This is a genomic window from Bradyrhizobium erythrophlei, from assembly GCF_900142985.1.
In the GTDB taxonomy this organism is placed as follows: Bacteria; Pseudomonadota; Alphaproteobacteria; order Rhizobiales; family Xanthobacteraceae; genus Bradyrhizobium; species Bradyrhizobium erythrophlei_B.
This window is the reverse complement of the sequence record NZ_LT670849.1, coordinates 7447356-7472783: the sequence shown is the minus strand read 5'-3', so window position 1 is coordinate 7472783 and position 25428 is coordinate 7447356. Positions and strand designations below refer to the sequence as shown.

The window sequence follows — 25428 nt, the reverse complement described above, 5'->3', positions numbered from 1 at the left end:
ACTCACCTGCTCCAATTTGTCGCAGGGCCGTTTCTTAGTGCGAGGCGAACCGGCCCCTGAGAAATGACGAGGGCGTGGCCTTTGCGTATCTCTCACCTGGGGTGATTTCGGTCGATGCTTGCTCAGGTTCGAAGGCGCTGACACTTGGCGAAAGGACAGAAAGTATTGCCCCCGACGGGTCCATCGGCTTGGCAGGGGCAAATTCAGTAACAAACAAAGCTGTTCGAGACGCTGCCACGCATAAATCCGATATGGAAGCTAAGACACCGCGCAAAACCGTACGTTCATGCTGGCGACAAGCATCGCAGCGCTTGCTAGAGTTTCAGCAAGAAGTGAGCCATGAAGAGCGTTGGTCGGCCTCCGGTCCACGCTCTGCCATGCCAACAAAGTCGCTTTGTTTGCGCTGCGAGCGCGAGCGAGCGAGGAGCCGAATTAACGAGCCTCCTTCGCGTTACGCGCAACGGCCGGAGCTAGCACGACGAAGCGCCTATCGCGTGCGATAGGAATTAGCCATTCCTGCTCTGCCAGAACTTCGGCTGACTCTGCAATGTCGCGCATGTTAAGATAAAGTATACGGATCTCCTGTTCACCCCTCTGATAGCGTTCGCGCCAGTTGTTGAACACAGCGCGCAGCGTCTTATGATCAAAGGGATTGCACATGAAACAGATGATCGGGCCCGGGGGGAGGGGATAGTGCAACACATCGCCAAAGATCGGTAACAACGAGTGACATTTTTGATCCAGATTGCGGTACGTCTGGCAGTTTGCAGCGGCGATCTCGTGAAGGTGTCTTGCAAATTCAATTCCAATAATCGATTTGAAGGGGCGGCGCGCAGCTATTAACATAGCCTTGCCTTTGCCTGAGCCATAATCAATGAAAGTGTAGCGGCGAAAATCGATGTCGAGCCGGGCCAAAGCTTTCTCGATCAACCAATCCCATGTTACACGGTAGACGCCGTTGCCTCGTTGGGCGTCGTTAGGCGATAAACCCAATTCGCCCAAAGCCTCTTCTCGCGCAGTTTCAACTCTGTGGCGCTCATCAAACGCACGGTTGCTCCTGTCTTCTACAGCCAGTCGCATATGGAAGAGCTTCCACTTCAGTTTATTGCGGTAATAAGGCCAACGACCTATCGGTCGATGTATCATGCGACTTCAGCCAATATGGATGGTTGATAGGGGGGTGCAAGTAGAAGAAATTGTCAATTCAACACAAAGGTCAACCACAACCTACACACCGTCAACTGATAAGTCGCATTCAGTGGCCGTTGATCTTGGACTGAAGAGCTAAAAATAGAACTAGGAATATAGGTATCGACCAGAAGCCTCCGTTGATTGCCGCACTTATCATCGATCCGAATATTAAACCGATTATCCCCCAAAGTGCTCCTGCCATAAGAAATACAGTGCTTCCAGCACTCGATGCTTCGGCCGGATCGATTTGGGCTAATCCGTAGACAACCCCGAGCACTCCAAAGACAAATGTGATGACAACCGCATAATTTCCGGAATTTGGTTCTTTTGCTAACTCTATTCTGGATTCCATCTTCTCCTCCAAATGTGGTTCCAGCCTAGCTTAGCTGCCCGCTATTGCAAGTCGGTAGGCGTAAGCTGCGAGTCATCAGTAATTTGGAGCGCGCTTCCCCTCTTGGCCTGCTTTTTTGTTAGAAACAGATATTACAGCCAAAGGTTCATTCTCGGAAAGTGACCATTCCCGCCGCACTTCGATTCTGGGTAAGATTATCGGGCGGCTCGATCGCGTCGTTTATCGCGGTCAAGCTTTCAAAGTTTCGGATCGCGACTGAACTCGGAAAAATGTTGCCGATGACATATTGCTGCTTAGTCGTCGGTATCTTCCAAGGCACCGATGACGGTTTCCGCCACGAGACCATGGCGAACCGCGTTTTGGCGTGACTTTCGTTTACCTTCCTCAGTTCTAGGACCTGTACTCAGACGGACGTTGCGGCGGTTTACGACCACGGCGCTCTCCCTGGTTCTAAGCGTCGGTGGGCCTCGACTTGGCCAAGATCAACGCAACCTACGTCTCTCCCACGGCTTGCGCTGGTCGAGACACCGCAGTGTGAACAGGATCTGACAAGCCTGGCGCCACAGCGTGGCTTCATAGCGGCTCAGTCGGTCGAGGGGATAGGTCGGCAGGTTGGAGAGGCGGACGAAGGAGCGTGTGAGGTCGTCCGATTGATCAGCAGGCTTCGCGGCTGATCGAGGGTCAGCGTCTAGACCGCCGGTGATTTCGTCTTCATCCTGCCGCATGTCTTCCTCGGTCGCGACGGCGTCTCGGTACATGGTTTCGATGATATTCTGGCGCCTTTGATGAGCCTGTCGGCGTCGCCGGAATTGTAACAAGTGCTGCGCATGGATTTTGAACAGGCCACTTTCGATCGCGGTAGCCCGACGTAGCCGCCATAGCAGGCTCGCCAGCCTTAGAACGAGCTCCCTTTCGACGGCGTTGCGGGCGTCGTAGTCGGTCATGACCGCCATTTCGAAAGCAGCATAGTCCTCGGCGTCTTCCAGCGCATCGATGACGGTTTCGGCGGTTAGCCCATGACGCAGAGCATTTCGCCGCGATCTTTCCTTCCCATCTTCGGTAGTAGGTCCGGTGCTCAGGCGGGCATTGCGCCGGTTAGCTTCGATCTGCCGAAAAGAGGTCATCTTGCCTCCGGCCGGACAATTGGCTTCGTTTCGTTAGTTTGCAATGGCTCCGAAACATCAGCTCCGCTGATCGAACGTCGTCCATTGTTGCCAGCGCGGTGAACGTCATCGACCGGTGCTGCGGGCACGATGGTCTCGTGCGTCGTAGCCCAAAGGCCTGCTGCGACAGGCAAGGGATCGATCCCTTGGCTCTCCCACCAGATGCGCTCATCACCGCGGCGATGGAGCTCGCGGTGGTGTATTCGACAGATCGGAACGGTGAATTTGTCGCTGACTTTCCGACCCATGGCCCGCTGCTCGGCGAATTTGAGGTGATGGGGGTCTGAGGGGGACCGTCCGCAGACGAGGCAGGGCCGGGATGCGACGAATCGGAGATGGTTGCGATCCCGCTCGCGCACCGGCTTGGTGATCGGACGCACCTGGGTGCTCTGGCGGCGTCGGCTCTTGGGTGTTTTTTCGCGGGTATCGGCGGGCTGAACCGATGTCGGAGCGCTGACCTGGTCCAGCCTGGCCGCGAATGCAGCCTCGACCTTTTGGGCATCCGCTGCCGAAAGTTGGTTCTTGAGTGGCAAGACCCGATGCGCCCAGGTGGCAAGCGCTTCCGCTTCGCTGATTTGCGCCAGCTCCGAGATCAACTGCTGCTGAAGTCTTTCCGAGGCATCCAGGGGCAGGGCCGGGGCTTTCGTCCGTTCCCCACGAGCAGGCCTTTGGGGCTGTTGCGGCGGCGGTCGGTGGTGTGTGGGCTTATTGGCCGGCTGGTTCGGTTTGCCCAAGGCGCGTCCGGTGTCAGGTTGTCGCCCTTTGGGCTCACCGGGCGGCCCTGCCGTCGAGAGGTCAGGAGCATCAAGATCGTCCTCGCCGGCGATACCGACGAGGGTAAAGAGCGCATAACGCCGGGCGTAGGTTAGGGCAGCCCCTTTGATGTGTGCGGATGGTTCAGCCACAGGGCAAACCGGCCACGTGGAAGATACCCACTCACCGGAGGCATGAACGAGCAAGGTCGTAAGGACGATCTGGGCCTGGCCAATTGCCGTTGTCTGCATGACCGCGATCTCGTGTTGACCCAGACATTTGCGAACCAGGTCCAATCCGCTTGCGAGCGATGCATAGCGGAAACTCCGTCCGCCATCGGCGGCGGGAATTGTGGCAACCATCGTCTTCTCGGGGTTCTCAAGCTCGGCCTGGGCTTTGGCCAGCGCGGTCGCGATTGCCCCAATCGTTTGACTTGAGTTATGCATGTGCAGCCTCGACCAGCTCGAAGCTGACAGCGCCGGATTTGGAGCGCTTGGCCTTAAGCCCGTGTCCAAGGGCCTCCCTGGCATCTTCCGGAACGAGTTTTTTGAGATCAGCCTTGCTGGCTTCGTGTTCTTCGTAAGCCGCCTTGGTGCGTCGATAGACGACCGCAAGTTCGGCCCAACTATTCGACGAACTCATGTCGACAACGCGTACCGCTTCCAGGCGGGATCTGGGCGGTTCGAGGCCGAACAGGTGAGGGGTTTCACCGGATTGCACGCAACGCCAGAACTTCTTCTCAGCGGTCAGCAACAAGTGTTGATAGAGCGGATCGGCGCCGGTCTGGATCTCGACCCACTTTCCGCCGCCCGTGATGATCGAAAGCACGGCGTTGCGGGTGTTCGCCACCCACATGTTGTGCTGAAGCTGGGCCATGTGCTTTTCGGCCGCGGCCTCTTCCGAGAACGACCAGGGCAACATGAATTTGGCTTCGTACACCGCTCCGTTCGATTCCACGATGCCATCAACGGTCGCCGCCATCCATTTGTGAACCGGATGGCGCAAGCGTTTCTGGGTGTCCTTTACGGTTTGTCCCGTGTTGCTCTCGTACCAACGGCGGTTGAGCTCCTCGGTTACGACGCCCAACTGAACGATCAGGTTACGAGAGAAATCCTGTGGTTCTGCCTCGCCCCGCTTTTCGCGCCATAGACGTAAGAGTTCTGCTTGATCATCTCCCATGATGATGCGGGCGTCCGATCCGCCGATAAAATGGCGCCGATCGGCAGGATTGAAACGGACGATTGTGGGATTTGGCGCGACTGCGCCATTCGACGGACTGATACTCACCAGAATCTCCTCTCAAGATGATGAATGCGACACTGCTTGCCGCACTGCCTTGAGCCCGCATGTGAGCGGGAGGAGATGCCCGGGCAAAAGCCCCTTACACGAATCAGTAACGCTCGTTTGGCGAAGAAATGCCAGTCCTTTCTGCAGCAAGATTCTTGCTCGTTTCGCGCCTTGGCCCAGGCCGTTATTGACGAAACAAAGCCAATTCGGAAGTCGGTTTTGCCGCCAACTTTATCGTTGTGGGCTTGGCTTTGGTCTTGGCTGCTCTGCGACTGCGACTGGCGCAATCCCCGCGGAACGACAGGGCAATTGGGGAGGGCTGGCAGGATCTATTTTCGGGTCAGCCGGTGCATTAACGAGACAGCGTCGTGCATCACCACCGGCACCGATCGAGAGCTTCACTAAGAAAATTCTCGTTGCTGGTGCAGCCGCCAGGGCGACGGCGATCGGAGGAGATCCGGCAAAGAAGGGCCGAGCTCCCGGGCAGGAGCTCGGCTAGCTGTTTGACGAAGGGTCTCGTCGAGAAGCGCATAGATGGACGGCGTCTGTCGGTCGGCCATCTCTCGTGAAAAGAGTTAGCTTTCTTCGTCGTCTTTCTTCCCAGCTTTTTTATCGGCGAGATCGTTAACCCAAGCGTTCGATGCTTCCCTCACCATCTCGATCATCTTCATGTCGGCTTCCGTCATCACACGCTTCCACTCTTCGCGGAAGTCCTTGAGTCCCCCGGTATGCTTGAGCAAAAGTTTCGCACTTGCGCTGTCTCCTGCGAGCGCTTTGGCAGCAAGCCTCATGAGAATGGCCTCATAGGTTGTGACCTGCTCTTTCTTGCCTTTCCGCGTTACCTCTACCGGCTCCATCATGAATCGACGTACTGGAAAATCATCTTTCTCGTAAGCAACCCGCGGCCGTCCCCTCGGATTACCAGATTGCCCACGCCTGAACCGCGAGTGCTTCGGCGGCTTGCGATAGCCGACCTTATCTTCATCACCCGGATTTTCAGCATCGTCTTCTATGTGGTGAAATTTCACTTTCTTGGTCATTGTAGCCCCCTCTCACACTTAACGACCCGCACCCCTGCGGGCCTTCACTTCAGCAAAAGTCTCGTTCGTTTCAGCAAGACGCGCGGTCTTGCCGGTGAATGTCTGCCAACGCTCCACGATGGTGTCGCAATAGAGCGGATCAATCTCCATGAGACGCGCGCGGCGTTTGGTGCGCTCAGCCGCGATCACGGTAGTGCCCGAGCCTGCGAACGGGTCGAGCACGACGCCACCGCGGTCCGAGCAGTCCTTTAGGGCGTCCACCACCATGGCGACCGGCTTGACGGTTGGATGCATGGCCAACGTCTCGTCACGCCCGCGCCCGAAACTATTGAAGCCCGGATATTGCCAGACGTTGGTCCGATGTCGGCCCTTGCCACCAAGACCGAAGTTGTTGATCGGCTTGCCAGGAGTGGCATAGACGCAGATCAGCTCGTGCTGCGATCGGTAGAAGCTCCCCATGCCTGCGTTGGGTTTAACCCAGACGATGAGGTTCCTCATCGCCCCGAACACTGGGTGCGCGGCTGCCCAGAGCTCGGACAGATGCCGCCAGTCCATGCAAAAGAAGCCGACCGCACCTGCCTGCATGTAGGCGAAGATGTTGCCAAACACGATCGACAGAAACACCGAAAACTCTCTGGACGACATCTCACCCGCCGCCATGGCGAATTCGCGCACGCCTTCGCGCTTGCTCACGTGACCGGCGTTGGGCACGTTATAAGGGGGGTCCGTGAAGACCATTTCCACTTGGTCACGCCCCATTAACGCGGCATAGTCATCGGGATTTGTAGCGTCCCCGCACAGCAGGCGGTGTTTATCGCACTCCCAGATGTCGCCCGCAGATGTTACGGCTGGCGTCTCTGGAGGCAGCGTAGCGAAATCGTCGGCGGGATCGGTGCGGTCCTTCTTTGTGTCATTGTCGATGATCTGATCGATTTCGACGGTCTCGAAGCCGATGATGCCTGGGTCGAAATCGAGTTCGGTACTGGCATCGAATAAGAACGAGAGCTCCTCGGACAGAATGTCTAAATCGTACCGGCCCATCGCGGCGAGCTTGTTGTCAGCAAGCGCGACAGCTCGTTTCTTGGCAGCCGTAAGACCTGTGAGCTTGATGACAGGCAAATGGTCGAAATCGGAACGTTTGGCTGCCTCGTAGCGCCCATGCCCCGCGAGGATCACGTAGTTCTCGTCAACCAAGGGAGGCGTAGTGAACCCGAATTCCTCGAAGTTCGCTTGGAGCAACGCGATCTGCTTTTCCGGGTGCTTCTTTGCGTTTCTGGGGTTTGGCTGAAGTTTTTCGATCGGGACAACTTCGACGCACTCGGCCCGTATGCGGGCGTCAAGTCGTATCTGCGGCCCTAACGGATCAGGTTGCTCCGCGCGCGGCCGCTCGACGACGACCGGATCGTCGTCAGGAACATGGGTAATAGTCTTCGCTGGCTTGTCGAATAAACCACTTAGACCGCCGCTTACTTTGATAGGCATGACCGCACCCTTTCAGGCTTACAAAAGATCCCACGCGGTCGATTAAAATCGACTGCGACGCTCGAGACCTTCCTTGGTCATGCTTTGCGAATATTGGCGCCTTGCTCGATAGAGCGATCCAGCCTGGGGAAATTCGCGACCCGAGGCGATGTAGCGCGGCGAGGGCAGGGGCCCTCACCCGAAGCTCCAGACCAAGCTAACAAATAGGCTCGGCCGCTGGAACTTAAATATTTGTAACTTTTGGACTCAGCAGCACGCGAGCATTGTCGCAAGAGTGCTTTTGGGATGTCAGCGACGAAAGGTCCGCCGTCGTCGCCAGTCATCTTGGTGGCGCTGTTCGTGCTGGCCTAGGCGGTGGCGAAGAGAGCGCGCGATGAATCCCTGCTCGAGCGCCGACAATTCGCTGCTGAAGCGCGAAAAATTCCCTGTTCTCGACCCACGTTTTCCCTCGGGTCTTCGTAACTGAATTGGGAAAATTGGCCGCGCGTCAGGCACTTGTGGCGTGTTATATGGGCTCTCTAAAGCCATTTCTTTCGAGATTTTTTTGAAAAATTCCCTGCTAGCAGGGAATTTAGGAAGAAGTCACGCTCAAGGACGGAGCTCCGCAAATTCGTTGATCCGACTGGCGGGCTGAGGCAACCTTAGACTGCTGGCGTTAGATTGTGCGGAGTGCTGCCCATGCCGCTGATCAGTCACGAAATCGAGGGCCATGACGAGGAACGACACGCTTTCAGATTTTCAATGCTGAACGACGACCAGGTTGTTATGTGTCAGATTAGCGATGCCGCGCTTGATGAGCTCGCGGGTGCAAAGGGAACAGAAAGTAGCGCGCGTATGGAGCAGTTTCTCGCATTGAGAGAAAAGATCGAACAGGCTGCCTCACAGCTTTTCGACGAGAAACCTATCCTTCGTGGTGCCGTTATTCGGATTTTTTCTAAACACCTTACAGCGAAAGCTGACATCGTCAGCGAAGGCGCTTCTGGTCAAAGCAGCGAATAGTTCACGCGCTGCGATCCTCATTGACCAGCGACACGGCGGCCTCCCCGCGGTTTTTTTTGATTCTAGGCTTCCGACCGGAAGCGTGCAGTAGCTGCGACAGCTACGGCATCAGGAAGTGGAAGCTGAATCATCTCAACCGGATCGCTCGGGTTCATAAGTTGCAACATCGCCAGAGACTTTCTCTCTTCCAATAAGCGTTGATTGACGAACCGCAATTCAATCTCGGTCAAACAGGATTTGAGCAGCCCTTCGTATCGCTCGATATTGCGTTGGTGGGCACGCACGCGTGCAATTCGTTCGTTCATAATGTCACTCCAAATAAACATTACTAAAACAGACTCACAGGCTTAATGCCAGCATCAGCAGTCAGTCGCTAAGCCATCCATCGGGAAATGGAATGAGCGGCCAGGTAAGGCTGTTGTCGTTGGCGGATTGCTTGGGGCACTCGATCGCATGGTCAGGTGCTGCAGCGTTTGTCAGTTGCCGTTCGGTGCTCGCGGATTGCTTGCGGAATTCTGCACATCTTCGAGGTTTTATCTTATCGGTCATGAAATGACCTTTCGAAATAATATGTTTTCGCATTAAATTTAAAACCGTGACGCTCAATGGATTAAATCGAAATTTAATTACAGCCAAACGTTGGAGAAATCCAGACTCTCTTGAAATTTCAGGCCACACGAGAGAATATCCGTCTCGGTAATAATTTAACAATATCAATTGGTTGGCTTGTCACAGCAATGGAGTGTCTGGCGACGGCCTAATTTTATTACCTGCCGTGCTTCTCCCGGGGGCGCTAGGTACCATTTTGGGATCTTCAGCCCAAGACGCGACGACAGTTTTACGTCCTGTTTGGAGCGCGCTCGGAACGAGGGATTCCGGACCGGGTCCCGCGAAGGAAAACTATTCAGACTCGCATTAGGCAAAGCTTTTGAGCGCCAGCAGGCTTTAGATTGGCTCGATTCGGTCGTCGACGACGGTCGCGCAGAGCTGGAGGATCAGCACGCTTGGGAGCGCGAAAATAGAAGCCTGGGACATCTCCTGTAGAATAGCGTTTCTTCTTGAGCTCACTTAGCGTGGTGCCGAACCTACATAACCAATCTTGTTGTTTGTCTGAATCCGCGCCGCCTTCTGCATTTCGCAACACCCAGTGATCAGTGTCTCACGCAGTTTGGGACGATGGCGGCGAAGGAGGAGCGGATAATCCATTCATGCCTGCCTCATAAAGCGAAGGGCCGAATGGAATCTTGGGAGCGAGCACGTCACCGGTTTGTCCAAAGCTAACTTGGGTCCATGGCGAAGGTTGTCATAGAGCCACAGTCGATAGCGTTTGATTGTCGGCGGCCTGACGCAAATGCGTAGATCGAATGCCGTTTTGACGCAGGCGGCGTGATTAACAGATCCGCTTCGTCTGAAGGCCTCATTAGCTTTTTGAATTTTTGCAACGGCTCCATTTGCGAAGTGCAGGTGGAGCCGCCAGCCCTTCGCCCCGGGGCGGGGAGCCGAAAGGAGCAAGGGCCATTAATGCTAATAAGGCGGTAGCATGCTCCAAAATGAGACCTTAGATCTTGGTCCACGTAAGATCTTGGTCCACGTAACTGGCACATTGACAAGGCCGATGCCGAACCTTCATCCTAGGCAATGATGATCTTGGGTTTCTTTGATTTTGGTTCCCTAATCCATCGATGCCAGAGGATAGTTGCGCGGAGACTGATACCGCGGTCGTCCATATCGATCTTGTTTGAGCAGTACTTGCGAGAGCGCCGCATGCGCGTCATGCGGATTTTCGCCGAGAACACTTTTGACGTCGATAGCGCTCTCAAGAGCTGGCTCGAGAAAGCTGGCCCGGACAGAACCCGGAAATCGCGGCGGTCCGAGTTGAACGGATAAGTCTGTTCTCACTCGGATAGTGTTGCAAAAGTCGTTTTGCAGGAGATACAAAATTTCTGAGGGCAGCTGGCGCGTTATTCGTGTAATGATCTGAGGGACCTCATCGCCTTGCGCCAAATTCGTGGGCGACTTCGGTAGCGCGACCGAGACCATGCGAATCGTCGATCTCTTTGCGCTTCAGATTTTCGCCAAAAATTTGGACCGCTGCAACTTTCGACTTTTGCAACACTATCACTCGTCTAGCTGATCGAGGTCCGCACCTGCCAAAAGCGCAGTAACCGCCCATCTCGTGATTCATGGCGGCGAATGCGCCTCGGCTTGTTTCGCCGCAGAACGGCGGTTCGTTTTCGGTAGCGGTCAACACCGCAAAGGCCGCCGAACTTGAGGTGCCGGCCTATCAAAGGGCGCATCGCTACGCCCATCGCCGCCATTACCGTGTGGCATCCTATGACATGTATTGCGGCGGGCCTTATGTAGGGCCCGGCTGGCATGGCGGATCCTATTGGGGCGGCCCGTGGATGGATCTGCGCTGTTATGGATTCTATTGATCGCGAAAGCTTCTGACGGAGCCTGGCGGCACAATCGCGCCAGGCTCTCGCTTGACCAACCCGCCGCCGTTTTCATCGATGAATTCGATGCTCGCAGCTTCGGCTTGCCGCGCCGGAAGTGGTTGGTTTGCGCGCGGGTATCATGGCTGCCGGTGCCTCGGGTCTCGCGGTTTATTTCTCGAGAACTTGGCTGGGGAACTAGGATTCGAACCTAGACAAACAGAGTCAGAGTCTGTTGTGCTACCGTTACACCATTCCCCAATTATCCTGATATTTCACTTAGATATCGGATAAATCGACGGTCGCGGATGAAGTCCTCGCGATCCGGTCTGGTATATCGGACCTTCTACCCGCTTCATCCTGGTTTTGGCAAGCAACAGCATTGGTCCTGCCCCAGGCGGCCGTAGCGGTAAGCGGCCTATTTGATCTTGTCGTAGGAGGCCGCAAAATCGTTGAGCGGCAGCGGGATCGTGATGGTTTCCTTCGAAAGGTCCTGAAACATGATCTTGAGCTGCTTGCCTGACCGCAGCGCGTTCAACGTTTCCACTCCGACCGGAAAACTGGCGTAGCAGCCGCGGTTCTCGCAGGTCTGGATCGGCAGATCGATGCCCTTGCCGTCGTCGACCTGAAGCTTGGCGCCGGCCTGCAAATTCAAACCGAGCGGCAACTGGATCAGTGCGACGGGCGTCCGGGTGTCGCCGGGCACGCGAATGTTGATCAGCACGACCAGCTGACCTGTCTTGGTGAGGATCGCATTCTGCTCCATCGCGCATTCGAGCGGAGCGTCGCGGCTGGGACTGCTGCATCGCGCCGCCCAGCCTGCCTGGGGCGGCGCGGGAGTGCTGCCGGAAGGAGCGGGCACCGGTGCTGCCTGACCCTGCGCCGGCGGCCCCTTGGTCTTGGGCGTCTGCTGGGCAACCGCAGTCCCGGCGACCGCTATCTCGGCGACGGCAATCATCATCGCCAGCTTTGCGAATTTCACCGACCGGTCTCCATAGAAGGTTGAGCGCGCCGATCGGCGAGCTATCCGGGATGCAACTATTCGGCTGCTTCCTTGACGGCGCCGTGCTCGGAGATGTCCTGATCGTCGTCACGTCCCGAACGGCCCCAGTTGGAAAACGCGTTCGAAAGCTTGTCGAGATAGAGATAGACGATCGGCGTCGTAAACAGCGTCAGCGCCTGGCTGACGGCGAGGCCGCCGACCATCGCATAGCCGAGCGGCTGACGAATTTCCGATCCCGTGCCGGTGCCGAGCATCAGCGGCACGCCACCGAGCAGGGCCGCCATCGTGGTCATCATGATGGGGCGGAAACGCAGCAAAGCCGCCTTCTTGATCGACTGCTCCGGCGACAGGTGCTCGTCGCGCTCGGCCGCGATCGCGAAGTCGACCATCATGATGCCGTTTTTCTTGACGATGCCGATCAGCAGAATGATGCCGATCAGGGCGATCAGGCTGAAGTCGTAGCCAAAGGCCATCAGGATCGCCAGCGCACCGACACCTGCCGAGGGCAGCGTGGACAGAATCGTGATCGGATGGATGTAGCTCTCATAGAGAATGCCGAGGATCAGGTACACGACCACGAGAGCGGCCAGGATCAGCAGCGGAACCGTCCCGAGCGACTGCTGGAACGCCTGCGCGGTGCCCTGGAAGCTCGAGTTGACCGTCGAGGGCACGCCGAGCTCGGCCATCGCCCGCTGCACGGCATCGGTCGCCTGACCGAGCGCGGCATTCTGGGCAAGGTTGAAGCTGATGGTGATGGCCGGGAACTGGCCCTGGTGGCTGATCGAAAGCGGCCGAACCGGCACGCTGGTCCAGCTTGCGAACGCCGACAGCGGCACCTGATCGCCGGTCGTGGGCGATTTGACGTAGAGCTTGTCGAGCGTGTCGAAGTTGCCTTGCAGCTCGGGCAGGATCTCCAGGATCACGTGATAGCTATTGAGCTGTGTGAAATACTGCGTCACCTGCCGCTGCCCGAAGGCATCGTACAGCGTGTCATCGATCAATTGCGGCTGGATGCCGTAGCGTGAAGCGGTGTCGCGATTGATCTTGAGTTGCAGTGTCGTGCCTTTTGACTGCTGGTCGGTGGCGACGTCTCGCAGCTCGGGCAGCGTCTGCATCTTGGCGAGCACCTTGGGTGCCCATTCGCTCAACTCATCGAGATTGGCGTCCTGAAGCGTGAACTCGAACTGCGTTCGGGTCGGCCGGCCGCCGAGGCGCACGTCCTGCGCCGCCTGCATATAGAGCCGGGAGCCCTGGACTTTCTCGAGCTGGGGACGCAAGCGCGCGATCACTTGCATGGCGGTGGCGTCGCGTTCGTCGAGCGGCTTCAGCGTGATGAACATGCTGCCGTTGTTGCCGGCCCGGCCGTTGCCGCCAATCACGGCGCCCACCGTTGCCACGGCCGGATCGGCCCGGACGATGTCTTGCAGCGCTTCCTGCTGCCGCAGCATCTCGGCAAAGGAAATATCCTGCGAGGCTTCGGTCGTTCCGGTGATCAGGCCGATGTCCTGTTGCGGAAAAAAGCCCTTCGGAATGACCATGAACAGATAGACCGACAGCCCCAGGGTGACGAAGAAGATCACCAGCGTGGTCCGCCGCCAGCTTAGCGCGAGGTCGAGCCCGCGCTCATAGCCACGCAGCATCGCGTCAAAGCCGCGCTCGCTCCACTGATAGAATTTTCCGTGCTCCTCATGCCCGGTGTGCGGCCGCAGGAAGCGGGAACACATCATCGGCGTGAGCGTCAGCGACACCACCAGCGACACGAAAATCGTCATCGCCAGCGTCACCGCGAATTCGCGGAACAGGCGGCCGATGATACCACCCATCAGCAAGAGCGGGATCAACACCGCGACCAGCGAAATACTGATCGAGAGAATCGTGAAGCCGATTTCGCTCGAGCCTTTGTAGGCCGCGACCAGCGGCTTTTCGCCTTCCTCGATGTAGCGGGTGATGTTTTCCAGAACCACGATCGCATCGTCGACAACGAACCCGACGGCAATCGTGAGCGCCATCAGCGACAGGTTGTCGAGGGTATAACCGAACACCCACATCAGCGCGCAGGCCCCTAACAGGCCGAGCGGAACTGTCACGGCCGGGATCACCGTCGCCCAGAAGCTGCGCAGGAAGACGAAGATGACGAGGACGACCAGGAAGATGGTCAATAGCAACGTGAACTGAACGTCCTCGACCGCGGCGCGAATGGTCTGGGTTCGATCGCTCAGGATGCCGATGTTGATCGCGGCCGGAATACCGGCAACGAGCCGCGGCAGCAGCGCCTTGATCTTGTCTACGGTATCGATGACGTTGGCGCCGGGCTGCTTGTAGACCACCAGGAACACACCGCGCTTGCCGTCGGCCCAGGCTGCCTGCTTGGCGTCTTCAGGGCCGGTCACCGCCTGGCCAATGTCGCGAACCCGCAACGGACCGCCATTGCGATAGGCAATGATGACGTCGTTCCAGTCCTTGGAATCCAGCATCTGGTCGTTGGCGTAGATCGTGAACGCACGTTTCTCGCCGTCGATGTTGCCCTTCGGGCTGTCCACCGTGGTGATGGCGATCTGGTTGCGCACGTCCTCGAGCGAGAGGCCCTTGGCGACAAGCTTCGCCGGATCGACCTGGACGCGGACCGACGGCTTTTGCTGGCCGCCGATCGTTACCTGCGCCACGCCGGAAATCTGGCTGATCTGCTGGGCGAGCTGGGCGTCCACGGAGTCCGAGACGGTGGTCAGCGGCAGGGTGTCCGACGTCGCCGACAACAACAGGATCGGCGAGTCCGCCGGGTTGACCTTGCGATAGGTCGGCGGGGTCGGAAGGTTTTTCGGCAACTGGCCGCCGGCGCCGTTGATGCCGGCCAACACGTCGTTGGCCGCGCCATCGATGTTGCGGTTGAGGTCAAACTGGATGGTGATGGACGCCGTGCCGAGGTAACTCGTCGACGTCATCTGGGCGATGCCCGGAATCTGCGCGAACTGGCGCTCCAGCGGCTGCGCCACCGACGAGGCCATGGTCTCCGGGCTCGCGCCGGGCAATTGCGCGGTGATCTGGATGGTCGGGAAGTCGACCTGCGGCAGCGGGGCGACCGGGAGCAGGGGATAGGCGACGAGGCCGACAAACAGAATGCCGGCCATCATCAGCGAGGTACCGATCGGGTACCTGATAAAGGGCGCGGAAATCCCTTGCTGAATCCCCTCGCTCATTCGGGCTTCACCTTCGATGGCTCGGAGGCCGAACTGGCCACGGCGATACTGACGGTGATGCCCGGTTGAACCTTGAACTGGCCGGCGACGATGACGCGTTCACCGGGCGACAGACCGCTTTCGATCACGGAGCGACCGTCGATCGACTGAATAACTTTGACTTTGCGAAGTTCGGCCTTGTTGTTCTGGTCGACCGTGTAGGCGTAGAGGCCTTCGGTGCCGTGCTGGACAGCGTCGTCCGGAACCACCGTCGCCCCCTTCATGGTGCGGACCAGAAGGCGGGTGGAGACGGATTGGCCGGGCCACAGCGCGTGGTCCTTGTTGTCGAAGACGGCCTTGAGACGGATGGTGCCGCTGGTTGAATCGACCTGGTTGTTCACCACGGCCAGCGTTCCCTCCGCGAGCGGTCGTTTTCCGTCGGTCGTGATCGCAATGGTCTTCAATGGCGTCGCGCCTTGCGCGCCCTTGATGTCGGGCAGCTGGTCTTCCGGCGAGGTAAAGATCACGGCAATCGGCTCAACCTGGGTAATCGAGACGATCCCGGTCTGGGCCGAAGCATTGACGATATTGCCGACGTCGACCTGGCGCAGGCCGACAACGCCTGAGATCGGCGCCTTGATGTCGGTGTAGTCGAGCTGCGTCTGGGCATTGTCGATGGCGGCCGCGTCAGCCGCGATCTGCGCCGTCAACTGCGACACGCTGGAGCGCTGGGTATCGAGTTGCTGGCGCGTCGCGAACTCGCCGAGCTTGATGTAGCGCTGCAAGTCCAGATTGATATTGGCGAGGTTGGCTTCGTCCTGTTCCTTCTTGGCCTTCGCCTGATCGAGCGCGGCCTGATAGGGCCGGGGGTCGATCTTGGTCAGCAAGTCGCCCTGATTGACGAACTGGCCTTCGGTGAAGGCGATCTTGACGATCTCGCCGTCGACCCGGGAGCGGACCTGAACGGTGTTGAAGGCCTGAACGGTCCCGAGGCTGGTTTGGTAGACCGGAAAGTCGGCCTTTTCGACCGTGGCGATGCTTACCCGCACCGGGTTGCGAGGGGCGCCTTTTTGCGCACCGTTTGCCGCTGTTTCGTGACTTTCGCCATGGAATCGCTGCCAGCCGTAGTAGCCAGCCCCTGCGATTACCAAGGCCAGCAAAATCCAACGCGTTATCCGCGATTTCTTCATGTCGGCCTTCAGATTCAAAAAAATATAAGTAGCGAGTCTTCCCTAGGGTTCATAGAGAGATCATATATATAGTATGCGTGCACTTAATGTGTAAACACACTATAGCTTGAGAATCCTAAACTATTGGCAATCCGGGGACCGCTCCACACCCTAATGTCGCTCGACCTCAAAAAGCAGTTCATTACCCAGTTGATCGAAAGTTCGCGGTTTTTGCGCAACTACGTCGATCATCGCGCGAAGTCCCGTGGCACGACGCGCGCGCAATGGATTGTGCTGTTTCGCCTGCGCGAGCAGGAGGGGCTGTCACAGGTCGACCTTGCCGACGTGCTGGAGCTGCAGCCGATCTCGCTGGTGCGCCTGCTCGACCGGCTGGTCGAACATGGATTGGTCGAGCGCCGCAGTGACCCCAGGGACCGGCGGGCCAACCGCCTGTTCCTGACGGCGGCCGGGCGTCAGCTCGCCGACGACCTCGATAGCCTGCGCGACGCCATTGCAACCGACGTGTTGCAGGGGGTGCCGGCCGCCACCGTCGAGACCAGCCTCAAGGCGTTGCGCGACGTCAAGGAGCGGATCAAGACGCTGGCCGAACCGGCGGGCGGCATCGCCGCCAAGTGATGGCAATAGCTGCCATTGTGGCGGGATTTTTCCCGGTTTTTTCGGGATGATCCCGCGTCCTCGCGGCATGCGAGAAGGCCAAACCCAAATGGAATTCGTCTAACTCACGCGTTAGCTACTCGACGTCGCCGCGTCGGAAATGCTTTTTGATGCATGCTACCAGCGAAATCCGGGAAGTCGCACAAATGTTCAAAACCGTTCTTAAAATCGCAGTTGTGCTGACATTCGTGTCGATGGGGACGATTGCGATCGCCCAGCAGACGACCGCGGGATCCGATCCGAAAGTGTCAGCCGCGCCGGTGGCGTCGACCGTTCAGCCGGCTGCCGTGGCGACCACGTGGGCGCCCGCTGATAATGCGGCGACTGACGCGAAGGCGTCGAAGCCCGTCCTGCGCGAGTTGTCGCCCTGGTCGATGTTCCTCTCGGCCGACATCATCGTCAAAGCCGTCATGATCGGCCTTGCGTTTGCCTCGCTGGTGACGTGGACGGTCTTCATCGCAAAGATGGTCGAGTTGACGGTCGTGCAAAGCCGGCTGCGTGGCGCGCTAAGCAAGATCGCGGATTCAAGGTCGCTGGCGGAAGCGCAGTTCGCGCTCGGTTCGAGCGGCACCATCCTGTCCCGCTTCCTGGCGGCGGCGATGCGCGAGGCGCGGCTGTCGGCCGGCATTTCCAGCGACGCGGGCGTGAAGGAACGCGCGGCATCGAGCTTTGCCGAAATCGTGCGGGCGGAATCTCGCCGCATCCGGCTCGGCATGGGCGTGCTTGCCACCATCGGTGCGACCTCGCCCTTCGTCGGGCTGTTCGGCACGGTATGGGGCATCATGAACAGCTTCATCGGCATTTCGAAGTCGCAGACGACCAATCTGGCGGTTGTCGCCCCCGGTATCGCCGAAGCACTGCTGGCGACCGCGATCGGTCTCGTCGCGGCCATTCCGGCGGTCATCATCTACAATCACTTCGCGCGGGTGACGAAGGCCTATCTCGAGCTGGTTGGCCGTTCATCGGGCGCGGCAGGCCGGTTGTTGTCGCGCGATCTCGACCGCACCCATGTCAGTTCGGTGGGCCGCGTCGGCTCGCACGCTGCGGAGTAGGGCATGAGTATCTCGCTCGCCGACAACGATTTGGATGACGACGCCGATTTCGCGGAGACGCATGAAATCAACGTCACGCCGTTCATCGACGTCATGCTCGTTCTCTTGATCATCTTCATGGTGGCGGCGCCGCTATCGACCGTGGATCTTCCGATCGATCTGCCGTCGTCGACCGCGACGCCGCAGAAAAAGCCGGACAAGCCGACTTACGTCAGCATCAAGCCTGACCTGACGCTGGCGATCGGCGAAAAGCAGGTCAAGCGCGCCGAGCTGATCTCGGCGCTCGATGCCGGCGCCGAGTCCAATCCGGAACGGCTGGTTTTCGTCCGCGCCGACCGCGGCGTCGCCTATGGCGATCTGATGGACGTGCTCGAGCTGTTGCGGCGAGGAAATTACCGGATGAAGCTGGTGACGCTGGAAGGCGTGCCCGATACGGCATCGCCTGCGGCTGGAGCGGCAAGGCCTTGATGCGATGAGCGAGTTTGCGCAGGAGCAACGGCCGCCCTGGCGGCTCTGGACGATGGCAGCGGTGGCCGCGCTCTCCCTGCACGTTGCCGGCGCTGCACTGGCGTTGGCGCACCTCACGCCCGACGAGGGCTCGGACGGACTTGGCACCAATGTCGCCGAGATCGGCGTCGAGCTGACATCTCCCTCGGCCGAAGAAACCGAGCTGCCGCCAGGTCCCGACGCCGATGCCTCCGTGGCCTCGCCCGCGCTCGCCGAGCAGAAGGCCGAGGTCAAGCCGACCGATTTGCCGAAAGAGACGCCAAAGGAAAGCGACGATCCCGATCGCGTCGTGACCCAGAACGAGCAGAAGAAGCCGACGGACGACGATCCGAAGACCGAGACCGTGCAGACATCGGCCTCGCAGGAATCGGTGGCGCAGGAAGCAAGCGCGCGGCAGCACATCGAAGGTGCGCGCGAGGCCAATGCAGCGGCCGCACCAAATCTCGGGATCGGCAAGGACAAGATGATGCTCACGGCGAAATGGGCGCAGCAGATCAGCGCCTATTTCGAGCTGCACAAGCGTTATCCGAAGACCGACAAGATCAAGGCCGCCAAGGTCAAGGTGAGCCTCGTGCTCAACCGGCTTGGCCACGTGGTGTCGCTGGCGGTTGCGGAAACGTCGGGCGATCCGCTGTTCGACGAAGCCGCGCTCGATATGATCCGCCGCTCCGATCCCGTGCCGCGTCCGCCGGCGACGCTGACAGACGACACCTTTGCCTACAATCTGGATGTGAATTTCAACGGCAAGAAGTAGATCTGCCGGCCGGTAATCCCGCCGGCGCTTGTTTGCCGCAAGCCTCTAGCGCCAGAAATACCGAAACGCCGTGTAGACCACGACCAGGCAGGCAAAGATCAATGCAACCGGCAGTTTCGATTTCTGCTGCGAGCCGCCAGCCGCCTTCGGCCGCGGCGCCGGCGGTCGTTTGAAGGCCGTAACGTTGCCGCTCGATTGATCTGCGGTCGATCGGGGTTTGACTTCCGGGGCCTGGCCCGCGCCGCCCATCTCCTCATAGTAGCTCTGGTAGATGAGCTGGATGATGGCCTCCGATGCGTCCGCATCGCTCTTTTCCTTCCGCAATGCCTTGTAGCGCTCGAGGAAGGCTTGCGCCGCCGGGGGCAGGGAAGAGGCACCGTTCAGCTTTGCCATCATGGTCCAGGTCGCGAAATCGGCTCTTGCCCTGGTATCGGCGCGTCGCGCGATCATCATGTCGGCTGCTTTGATCAAAATGGCCTCTGGTCTTTGCGGCGGGTTACTCGCATCCCACTCCACCAGGTTATCCGTTTCCGGTGACGACGAGAATCAGCCAGATCACATAACTGGTCGCGGTTCGTAAGATCGCCGAAATAACATCAAGATTTAGACCGAACTGGGAACCGATCAGCGGGAGCAGGATCAACACGCCGATCAGGATCAACATCCCGAACGGTTCCAGCCGCGACAGCGGCGCCGCCAGCGCTCTTGGCAACAGCCCGACCGCGACCCGGCCGCCGTCCAGCGGCGGGATCGGCATCATGTTGAAAATCGCCAGGATCACGTTGATCACAAGCGCATTTTTCAAGTTGTCGAACGTCCATTGCGCGGCATTGGCGGGCAAGAGACCTAGGAAATGCAGCGCCGCGGCCGCGACCAGCGCCAGCGCGATGTTGGTGGCAGGCCCCGCCAGCGCGACCAACACCATGCCGATCCGCGGGTTTCGAAGGAGGCGGAAATTTACCGGCACCGGCTTCGCATAACCGAAAAGGAACGGCGAATGCGCCATCAGGAGGATCGCCGGCATCATTAGCGTGCCGAAGGGGTCGATGTGCCGGATCGGATTGAAGCTGACGCGGCCAAGATTGTAGGCCGTGTCGTCGCCAAGGCGATGGGCGACGAAACCATGCGCGGCCTCGTGAAAGGTGATGGCGATCACGAGCGGCAAGACCCAGACGGAGAAGTCGTAGAGGGTAATGTTCACGGGCGCGCTTCCGGGAGGCGGACTGATTCCGCCTTCACGCTACCACGTTCCGAAGTAAACAAGTTCCTAACCGGAACCTAAACCGGGCCTTCCGGGTATTGCGGCAGACCGTCGTCCAGCCTGACCCAGGCGATCTTTTCCGAAACCCAGATGTGCTCGGTCGGCGCAAACGCGTTACGGTCGTCGAAGGTCGCAAGCGCGATGCCGGCCGCCGTGCCATTGCGGCGCCACGAAAATACGCGCGTTCCGCACTGCTTGCAGAAAACCCGCTCAAGGTGATCGGAAGACGGATAACGGCCGGTGTCGCCGTTGACCGTGATCGCGCGCTGCTCGTAGAGCGCACGTGCAAAGAACGGCGATCCCATCGCCTTCTGGCAATTGCGGCAGTGGCAGATACGCACGTTGATCGGCTCGCCCTCGCAAGTGAAACGAACCGCGCCGCAGAGGCATCCACCTTCGCGAGTCATAGCGTGTCCTAGTAAGTTGCCCGGCCGCCGGAAATGTCGAACACGGCTCCGGTCGAGAACGAGCAGTCTTCAGAGGCGAGCCAGGATGCGAGCGCGGCGAGTTCCTCGACCAGCACGAAGCGGTTCTTCGGAATCTTCGACAGCATGAAGTCGATATGCTGCTGCGTCATCTGGTCGAAGATCGCGGTCTTCGCCGCGGCCGGCGTCACCGCATTGACCATGATGTTGTACTGCGCAAGCTCCTTGCCGAGCGACTTCGTCAGCGCGATCAGGCCGGCTTTCGAGGCCGAGTAGTGCGCGGCGTTCGGATTGCCTTCCTTGCCGGCAATGGAAGCAATGTTCACGATCCGCCCGTAGTTCTGCTTGATCATGACCGGCGCGATCGCCTTGCAGCAGACGAAGGGGCCGTCGAGATTGATGCGCAGCACCTTGCGCCATTCGTCGAAATCGGTCTCCCAGACCGTCTTGTTGACGCCGGCAATGCCGGCATTGTTGACGAAAATGTCGATCTTGCCGAAGGCTTTCAGCGTTTCCTCGCGTGCTTTCTCTGCCGCAGCAAGGTCGGATACATCGACCTTGATGGCGATCGTGCCGCTGCCGACTTCCTTCGCGGTCCTCTCGGCCAACGGCTGATCGTGATCCCAGATCGCGACCTTGGCGCCGGAAGCTGCAAAGCGTTCGGTAATCGCGCGGCCAAAGCCTTGCGCGCCGCCGGTGACGACCGCGCAACGGCCATTCAGATCGATCTTGTTCATGGCAATTTTCCTTGATTACAGAGTCCAGCCGCCATCGATGATGTGCGCGACGCCGGTGGTGAACGCGCTCTCGTCGCTCGCAAGATAAAGCGCGAGCAGAGCGATCTCTTCCGCGGTGCCGAGCCGTCCCATCGGCTGCCGCGCGATAAACATCTCGCGTCCGCTGGGCCCTGCTGCCGCGGCGCGGCCGAGCATCGAGGGAGTTTCGATGGTGCCAGGACAAATACAGTTGCAGCGGATGCCCTTGGTGATGAAATCGGCGGCGACCGCACGCGTCAGCGCGGCCACGGCGGCCTTGGTCGCGCCATAGACATAGCGGTTGGGCGCGGCCTTGAAGACGCCGGCAGCAGACGAGATGTTGACGATCGAGCCGCCGCCGCGCTCCAGCATCAGCGGCAGGAAATTGCGGATCGTCCGGTGCATCGATTTGACGTTGAGGTCGAAGGAAAAGTCCCAGTCCTCATCCGAGCATTCGAGCACGGTGCCGTGATGCACGAAGCCGGCCGCATTCAGCAGGATATCGACGCCTCCGACGCGCTTGGCCATCGCGGCCACCGCCGCACTGTCGCGCGCATCGAGGCGGGCAACGTCCTTCACGCCCTCGGCGGCAAGCGCTGCCAATGCCTTTTCATCGATATCGGTGGCAAAGACGCTTGCACCTTCACGCGCAAAGGCAATCGCCGAGGCGCGGCCGATACCGGCAGCGGCCGCGGTGACGAATGCGCGCTTGCCTTTCAGGCGGTCAGACATGGTTTTCTCCCTTTTCTTGTTTGTCCGTCATTGCGAGCGCAAGCGAAGCAATCCAGAGTCAGTGAAAGACTGGATTACTTCGTCATTTCGTTCCTCGCAATGACGAGCGCTTCAGTGATTATCTCTCGCGACGCCGAACGTGCCGGCGACGTTGTGATAGCGCGTGGCAAGCTCCATGCACGCGCCGGTCGACTGCTGGCCGACCGTCGAGCGGTAGATTTCCTGCCACGGGGTCTGGTTCGGCGGATAGGGGAAGCCGCCCTTGGCTTTCAATTCCGCGCGCCGCTTTTTCACGTCGTCATCCGAGATCAGAATATTGGCGCTGCCCTTGTTGAGGTCGATGCGGACCTTGTCGCCGGTCTTGAGGATCGCAAGGCCGCCGTCGGCGGCGGCTTCCGGCGAGGCGTTGAGGATCGACGGCGAGCCTGAGGTGCCGGACTGCCGGCCGTCGCCGATGCAGGGCAGGGACAGGATGCCGCGTTTGATCAGCGCCGCCGGCGGCTGCATGTTCACGACCTCCGCGCCGCCGGGATAACCGATCGGGCCGGTGCCGCGCACGAACAGGATGCAATGCTCGTCGATGTTGAGCGAGGGATCGTCGATCCGCTCGTGATAGTCCTCCGGCCCCTCGAACACGATGGCGCGGCCTTCGAAGGCGTTCGGGTCCTCCGGATTGTCCAGATAGCGTTCGCGGAATTCCTTTGAGATGACGCTGGTCTTCATGATCGCTGAATCGAAGAGGTTGCCGCGCAGCACGAGGAAGCCTGCGTCCTTCACCAGCGGCTTTTCGTAAGCGTAGATCACGTCGCCATCGGGCTTGGCGGCCTCGCGGCAATTGTCGCCCATGCTGTGACCGTTGACGGTTACGGCGTCTTCGTGAATTCGCTTGGCTTTCATCAATTCGCGCACCACCGCCGGCACGCCGCCGGCGCGGTGGAATTCCTCGCCGAGATAGAAGCCGGCCGGCTGCATGTTGACGAGCAGCGGGACGTCGTGACCGACCTTTTGCCAATCGTCGATCGACAGTTCCACGCCGATGTGGCGGGCGAGTGCGTTGATGTGGATCGGCGCATTGGTCGAGCCGCCGATCGCCGAATTGACGACGATGCAGTTCTCGAATGCCTGTCGGGTCAGGATGTCGGACGGCTTGAGATCCTCCCAGACCATGCCGACGATGCGCTTTCCCGTTTCATAGGCGATCTGGCCGCGCTCGCGATACGGCGCGGGGATGGCGGCGCAGCCGGGCAGGGACATGCCGAGCGCTTCGGCGAGCGCATTCATCGTCGACGCCGTGCCCATGGTGTTGCAGTGGCCGACCGACGGCGCCGACGACGCCACGATGGTCATGAACTCCTCGTAGTCGATCTCGCCGGCGGCCAATTGCTCGCGCGCCTTCCAGACCACGGTTCCCGAGCCGGTGCGCTGGCCGTTGTGCCAGCCGTTGAGCATCGGTCCGCCCGACAGCACGATCGCGGGCAGGTTCACGGTGGCGGCCGCCATCAAGCAGGCCGGCGTGGTTTTGTCGCAGCCGGTGGTCAGCGCCACCCCGTCCAGCGGGTAGCCGAACAGGACTTCGACCAGGCCGAGGTAAGCAAGGTTGCGGTCCAATGCCGCAGTCGGACGCTTGCCGGTTTCCTGGATCGGGTGCATCGGGAATTCCATCGCGATGCCGCCGGCCGCGCGAATGCCTTCGCGGACCCGATGTGCCAATTCGATGTGATGACGGTTGCAGGGCGACAGATCGTTACCGGTCTGGGCAATGCCGATAATCGGCTTGCCGGACTGCAATTCTTCCCGCGTCAGCCCGTAATTGAGATAGCGCTCGAGGTAGAGCGCGGTCATCCCGGGGTTATGGGGGTTGTTGAACCATTCGCTGGAACGGAGCTTGCGCCTGGTGACGCCGGTTAGCGGCTTGTTCATGGTTTCTCCCGCAGCGCACACGCCTTATTTTTGTGCGTTATCTTGAGGTGGGTTCGCAATTTCGCATGTCGAGGTGAGCTTCGCAACGGCGGGTCGCCAGGGCATTCGTCTACGACTTTGATCCAAGGACACGTCAGCAAAAGTCTGATATGACGCCCTTAAATCCGGACCCATCGGGTATGTACCGTGGTCTGATAGCCTGTCTGGGAGGAAATTGATGTCGTCTGTGCAGATCCGCGACGTGCGGAAATCCTTTGGTGGCTTTGAGGTCTTGCACGGCGTCACGATCCCGATCGAGGACGGTGCTTTTGTCGTGCTGGTCGGCCCTTCCGGCTGTGGCAAATCGACCTTGCTGCGGATGCTCGCCGGCCTCGAAAACATCACCTCCGGCACGATCTCGATCGGCGATCGCGTCGTCAACAACGTCCAGCCCAAAGAGCGCGACATCGCGATGGTGTTTCAGAACTATGCGCTCTATCCGCATATGACGGTCGCCGACAATATGGGTTTCTCGCTGAAGCTCCGCGGCGCCAATCCGGACGAGATCAAGAAGGGGGTGGCGCGCGCCGCCGAAATTCTGGCGTTGACGCCGTTGCTCGACCGTTATCCGCGGCAATTGTCCGGCGGCCAGCGCCAGCGCGTGGCGATGGGCCGCGCCATCGTGCGCGATCCTCAGGTGTTTCTGTTCGACGAACCGTTGTCGAACCTTGACGCCAAGCTGCGCGTGGCGATGCGCACCGAAATCAAGGAACTGCATCAACGGCTGAAGACCACGACCGTCTACGTGACCCACGACCAGATCGAGGCCATGACCATGGCCGACAAGATCGTGGTGATGCACGACGGCATTGTCGAGCAGATCGGCTCGCCGCTCGAACTCTACGACCGGCCGGACAATCAGTTCGTCGCGAGCTTCATCGGCTCGCCGGCGATGAATTTCCTTAAAGGCAAGGTCAAGGCCAACGGCAGCGCCGGCTTCGAAGGACCGAACGGCGTCAAGCTGCCCCTAGCGGCGGCGCCCGCCAATTCCGACGGCCGGCCGGCCGTCTACGGCGTGCGGCCGGAGCATTTCACGATCGCCGACGACGGCGCGGAAGCCGAAATCGTCGTGGTCGAACCGACGGGATCGGAAACGCAGGTGTTCGCCAAACTCGGTGGCGAGCAGATCGTTGCCGTGTTCCGCGAGCGGCATCAATTCAGCCCGGGCGACAAGGTCCGGCTGAAACCGAACCCGTCGCTGGTCCACTTGTTTGACGAGGCTACCGGTAAGCGACTTTGAGGCCGGCGCAACTTGGCCAAA

The 25428-nt window shown here is 59.4% G+C and carries 25 protein-coding genes and 1 tRNA gene; 7 read left to right on the top strand and 19 right to left on the bottom strand.

Annotation, left to right across the window (positions count from 1 at the left end; genetic code table 11):
• Positions 1-432: 432 nt before the first annotated feature.
• The 7 genes from BUA38_RS35945 to BUA38_RS35915 all read right to left on the bottom strand — a co-directional run bounded on the left by BUA38_RS35945 (position 433) and on the right by BUA38_RS35915 (position 7268).
• Positions 433-1080, bottom strand: a complete 648-nt coding sequence (locus BUA38_RS35945; RefSeq protein ID WP_156898891.1) for a hypothetical protein — start codon at positions 1078-1080, stop codon at positions 433-435.
• Positions 1081-1255: 175 nt separating this feature from the next.
• Complete coding sequence (locus tag BUA38_RS37410; protein WP_156898890.1) at positions 1256-1543, bottom strand: hypothetical protein; 288 nt, start codon at positions 1541-1543, stop codon at positions 1256-1258.
• A 482-nt stretch (positions 1544-2025) separates the two neighbouring features.
• Positions 2026-2667, bottom strand: coding sequence for a hypothetical protein (locus tag BUA38_RS35935; RefSeq protein WP_072825587.1), 642 nt, complete (start codon positions 2665-2667; stop codon positions 2026-2028).
• The gene (locus BUA38_RS35930; RefSeq protein ID WP_072825585.1) at positions 2664-3905 is read right to left on the bottom strand and encodes an ERF family protein; all 1242 of its coding nucleotides are present in this window, start codon (positions 3903-3905) and stop codon (positions 2664-2666) included. Before BUA38_RS35930 ends, BUA38_RS35935 begins: the two co-directional genes overlap by 4 nt.
• The gene (locus BUA38_RS35925) at positions 3898-4701 is read right to left on the bottom strand and encodes a YqaJ viral recombinase family protein (protein ID WP_072826704.1); all 804 of its coding nucleotides are present in this window, start codon (positions 4699-4701) and stop codon (positions 3898-3900) included. The genes BUA38_RS35930 and BUA38_RS35925 overlap by 8 nt, the downstream gene beginning before the upstream one ends.
• 620 nt (positions 4702-5321) lie before the next feature.
• A complete protein-coding gene (locus tag BUA38_RS37405; RefSeq protein WP_156898889.1) occupies positions 5322-5786 on the bottom strand; it encodes a DUF5681 domain-containing protein in 465 nt (154 codons plus the stop codon).
• An 18-nt stretch (positions 5787-5804) separates the two neighbouring features.
• On the bottom strand, positions 5805-7268 hold the full coding sequence (locus BUA38_RS35915; RefSeq protein WP_083587898.1) for a site-specific DNA-methyltransferase: 1464 nt from the start codon (positions 7266-7268) through the stop codon (positions 5805-5807).
• 678 nt (positions 7269-7946) lie between these two features.
• Here BUA38_RS35915 and BUA38_RS35910 point away from each other — a divergent pair.
• Positions 7947-8267, top strand: a complete 321-nt coding sequence (locus BUA38_RS35910) for a DUF1488 family protein (protein ID WP_072825581.1) — start codon at positions 7947-7949, stop codon at positions 8265-8267.
• A gap of 62 nt (positions 8268-8329) precedes the next feature.
• Here BUA38_RS35910 and BUA38_RS35905 read toward each other — a convergent pair whose 3' ends face one another.
• The gene (locus BUA38_RS35905; RefSeq protein ID WP_156898888.1) at positions 8330-8572 is read right to left on the bottom strand and encodes a hypothetical protein; all 243 of its coding nucleotides are present in this window, start codon (positions 8570-8572) and stop codon (positions 8330-8332) included.
• Positions 8573-8633: 61 nt separating this feature from the next.
• A complete protein-coding gene (locus BUA38_RS37775) occupies positions 8634-8945 on the bottom strand; it encodes a hypothetical protein (protein ID WP_172806144.1) in 312 nt (103 codons plus the stop codon).
• Positions 8946-10450: 1505 nt separating this feature from the next.
• Between BUA38_RS37775 and BUA38_RS35895 the strand changes: the two genes are divergently transcribed.
• Positions 10451-10702, top strand: a complete 252-nt coding sequence (locus BUA38_RS35895; RefSeq protein ID WP_072825575.1) for a hypothetical protein — start codon at positions 10451-10453, stop codon at positions 10700-10702.
• 187 nt (positions 10703-10889) lie between these two features.
• Here BUA38_RS35895 and BUA38_RS35890 read toward each other — a convergent pair.
• The 4 genes from BUA38_RS35890 to BUA38_RS35875 form a co-directional block, all read right to left on the bottom strand.
• Positions 10890-10963: transfer RNA gene (locus tag BUA38_RS35890), tRNA-Gln, on the bottom strand.
• Between the two features lie 157 nt (positions 10964-11120).
• On the bottom strand, positions 11121-11663 hold the full coding sequence (locus BUA38_RS35885; protein ID WP_072826702.1) for an invasion associated locus B family protein: 543 nt from the start codon (positions 11661-11663) through the stop codon (positions 11121-11123).
• 77 nt (positions 11664-11740) lie between these two features.
• Entirely contained in the window at positions 11741-14899 is a 3159-nt protein-coding gene (locus BUA38_RS35880) for a multidrug efflux RND transporter permease subunit (protein ID WP_072825572.1), read from the bottom strand.
• Positions 14896-16068 (bottom strand): efflux RND transporter periplasmic adaptor subunit, encoded by a 1173-nt coding sequence (locus tag BUA38_RS35875; protein WP_072826701.1) that lies wholly within the window; start codon positions 16066-16068, stop codon positions 14896-14898. Before BUA38_RS35875 ends, BUA38_RS35880 begins: the two co-directional genes overlap by 4 nt.
• Before the next feature lie 153 nt (positions 16069-16221).
• On the opposite strand from BUA38_RS35875, the gene BUA38_RS35870 reads away from it, so the two are divergent.
• The 4 genes from BUA38_RS35870 (at position 16222) to BUA38_RS35855 (ending at position 19035) form a co-directional block, all read left to right on the top strand.
• On the top strand, positions 16222-16683 hold the full coding sequence (locus tag BUA38_RS35870) for a MarR family winged helix-turn-helix transcriptional regulator (RefSeq protein ID WP_072825570.1): 462 nt from the start codon (positions 16222-16224) through the stop codon (positions 16681-16683).
• Positions 16684-16868: 185 nt separating this feature from the next.
• Positions 16869-17774: a tonB-system energizer ExbB gene (exbB, locus tag BUA38_RS35865; protein WP_083587897.1), complete on the top strand. Its 906-nt coding sequence runs from the start codon at positions 16869-16871 to the stop codon at positions 17772-17774.
• 3 nt (positions 17775-17777) lie between these two features.
• Positions 17778-18242, top strand: a complete 465-nt coding sequence (gene exbD, locus BUA38_RS35860; protein WP_072825568.1) for a TonB system transport protein ExbD — start codon at positions 17778-17780, stop codon at positions 18240-18242.
• Positions 18243-18246: 4 nt separating this feature from the next.
• Entirely contained in the window at positions 18247-19035 is a 789-nt protein-coding gene (locus BUA38_RS35855; protein WP_072825566.1) for a TonB family protein, read from the top strand.
• 45 nt (positions 19036-19080) lie between these two features.
• On the opposite strand, the gene BUA38_RS35850 is transcribed toward BUA38_RS35855, so the two are convergent.
• The 6 genes from BUA38_RS35850 to BUA38_RS35825 all read right to left on the bottom strand — a co-directional run bounded on the left by BUA38_RS35850 (position 19081) and on the right by BUA38_RS35825 (position 24128).
• Positions 19081-19506, bottom strand: coding sequence for a hypothetical protein (locus tag BUA38_RS35850; protein WP_072825564.1), 426 nt, complete (start codon positions 19504-19506; stop codon positions 19081-19083).
• Between the two features lie 49 nt (positions 19507-19555).
• Complete coding sequence (locus BUA38_RS35845; protein WP_072825562.1) at positions 19556-20236, bottom strand: site-2 protease family protein; 681 nt, start codon at positions 20234-20236, stop codon at positions 19556-19558.
• Between the two features lie 77 nt (positions 20237-20313).
• Entirely contained in the window at positions 20314-20703 is a 390-nt protein-coding gene (locus BUA38_RS35840; protein WP_072825560.1) for a GFA family protein, read from the bottom strand.
• An 8-nt stretch (positions 20704-20711) separates the two neighbouring features.
• The gene (locus tag BUA38_RS35835) at positions 20712-21458 is read right to left on the bottom strand and encodes an SDR family NAD(P)-dependent oxidoreductase (RefSeq protein WP_072825558.1); all 747 of its coding nucleotides are present in this window, start codon (positions 21456-21458) and stop codon (positions 20712-20714) included.
• Between the two features lie 15 nt (positions 21459-21473).
• A complete protein-coding gene (locus tag BUA38_RS35830) occupies positions 21474-22208 on the bottom strand; it encodes an SDR family oxidoreductase (RefSeq protein WP_072825556.1) in 735 nt (244 codons plus the stop codon).
• Between the two features lie 111 nt (positions 22209-22319).
• Positions 22320-24128, bottom strand: coding sequence for an IlvD/Edd family dehydratase (locus BUA38_RS35825; RefSeq protein ID WP_072825555.1), 1809 nt, complete (start codon positions 24126-24128; stop codon positions 22320-22322).
• Between the two features lie 217 nt (positions 24129-24345).
• Here BUA38_RS35825 and BUA38_RS35820 point away from each other — a divergent pair, with 217 nt between their 5' ends.
• A complete protein-coding gene (locus BUA38_RS35820) occupies positions 24346-25407 on the top strand; it encodes an ABC transporter ATP-binding protein (RefSeq protein ID WP_072825553.1) in 1062 nt (353 codons plus the stop codon).
• Positions 25408-25428 lie beyond the last annotated feature (21 nt).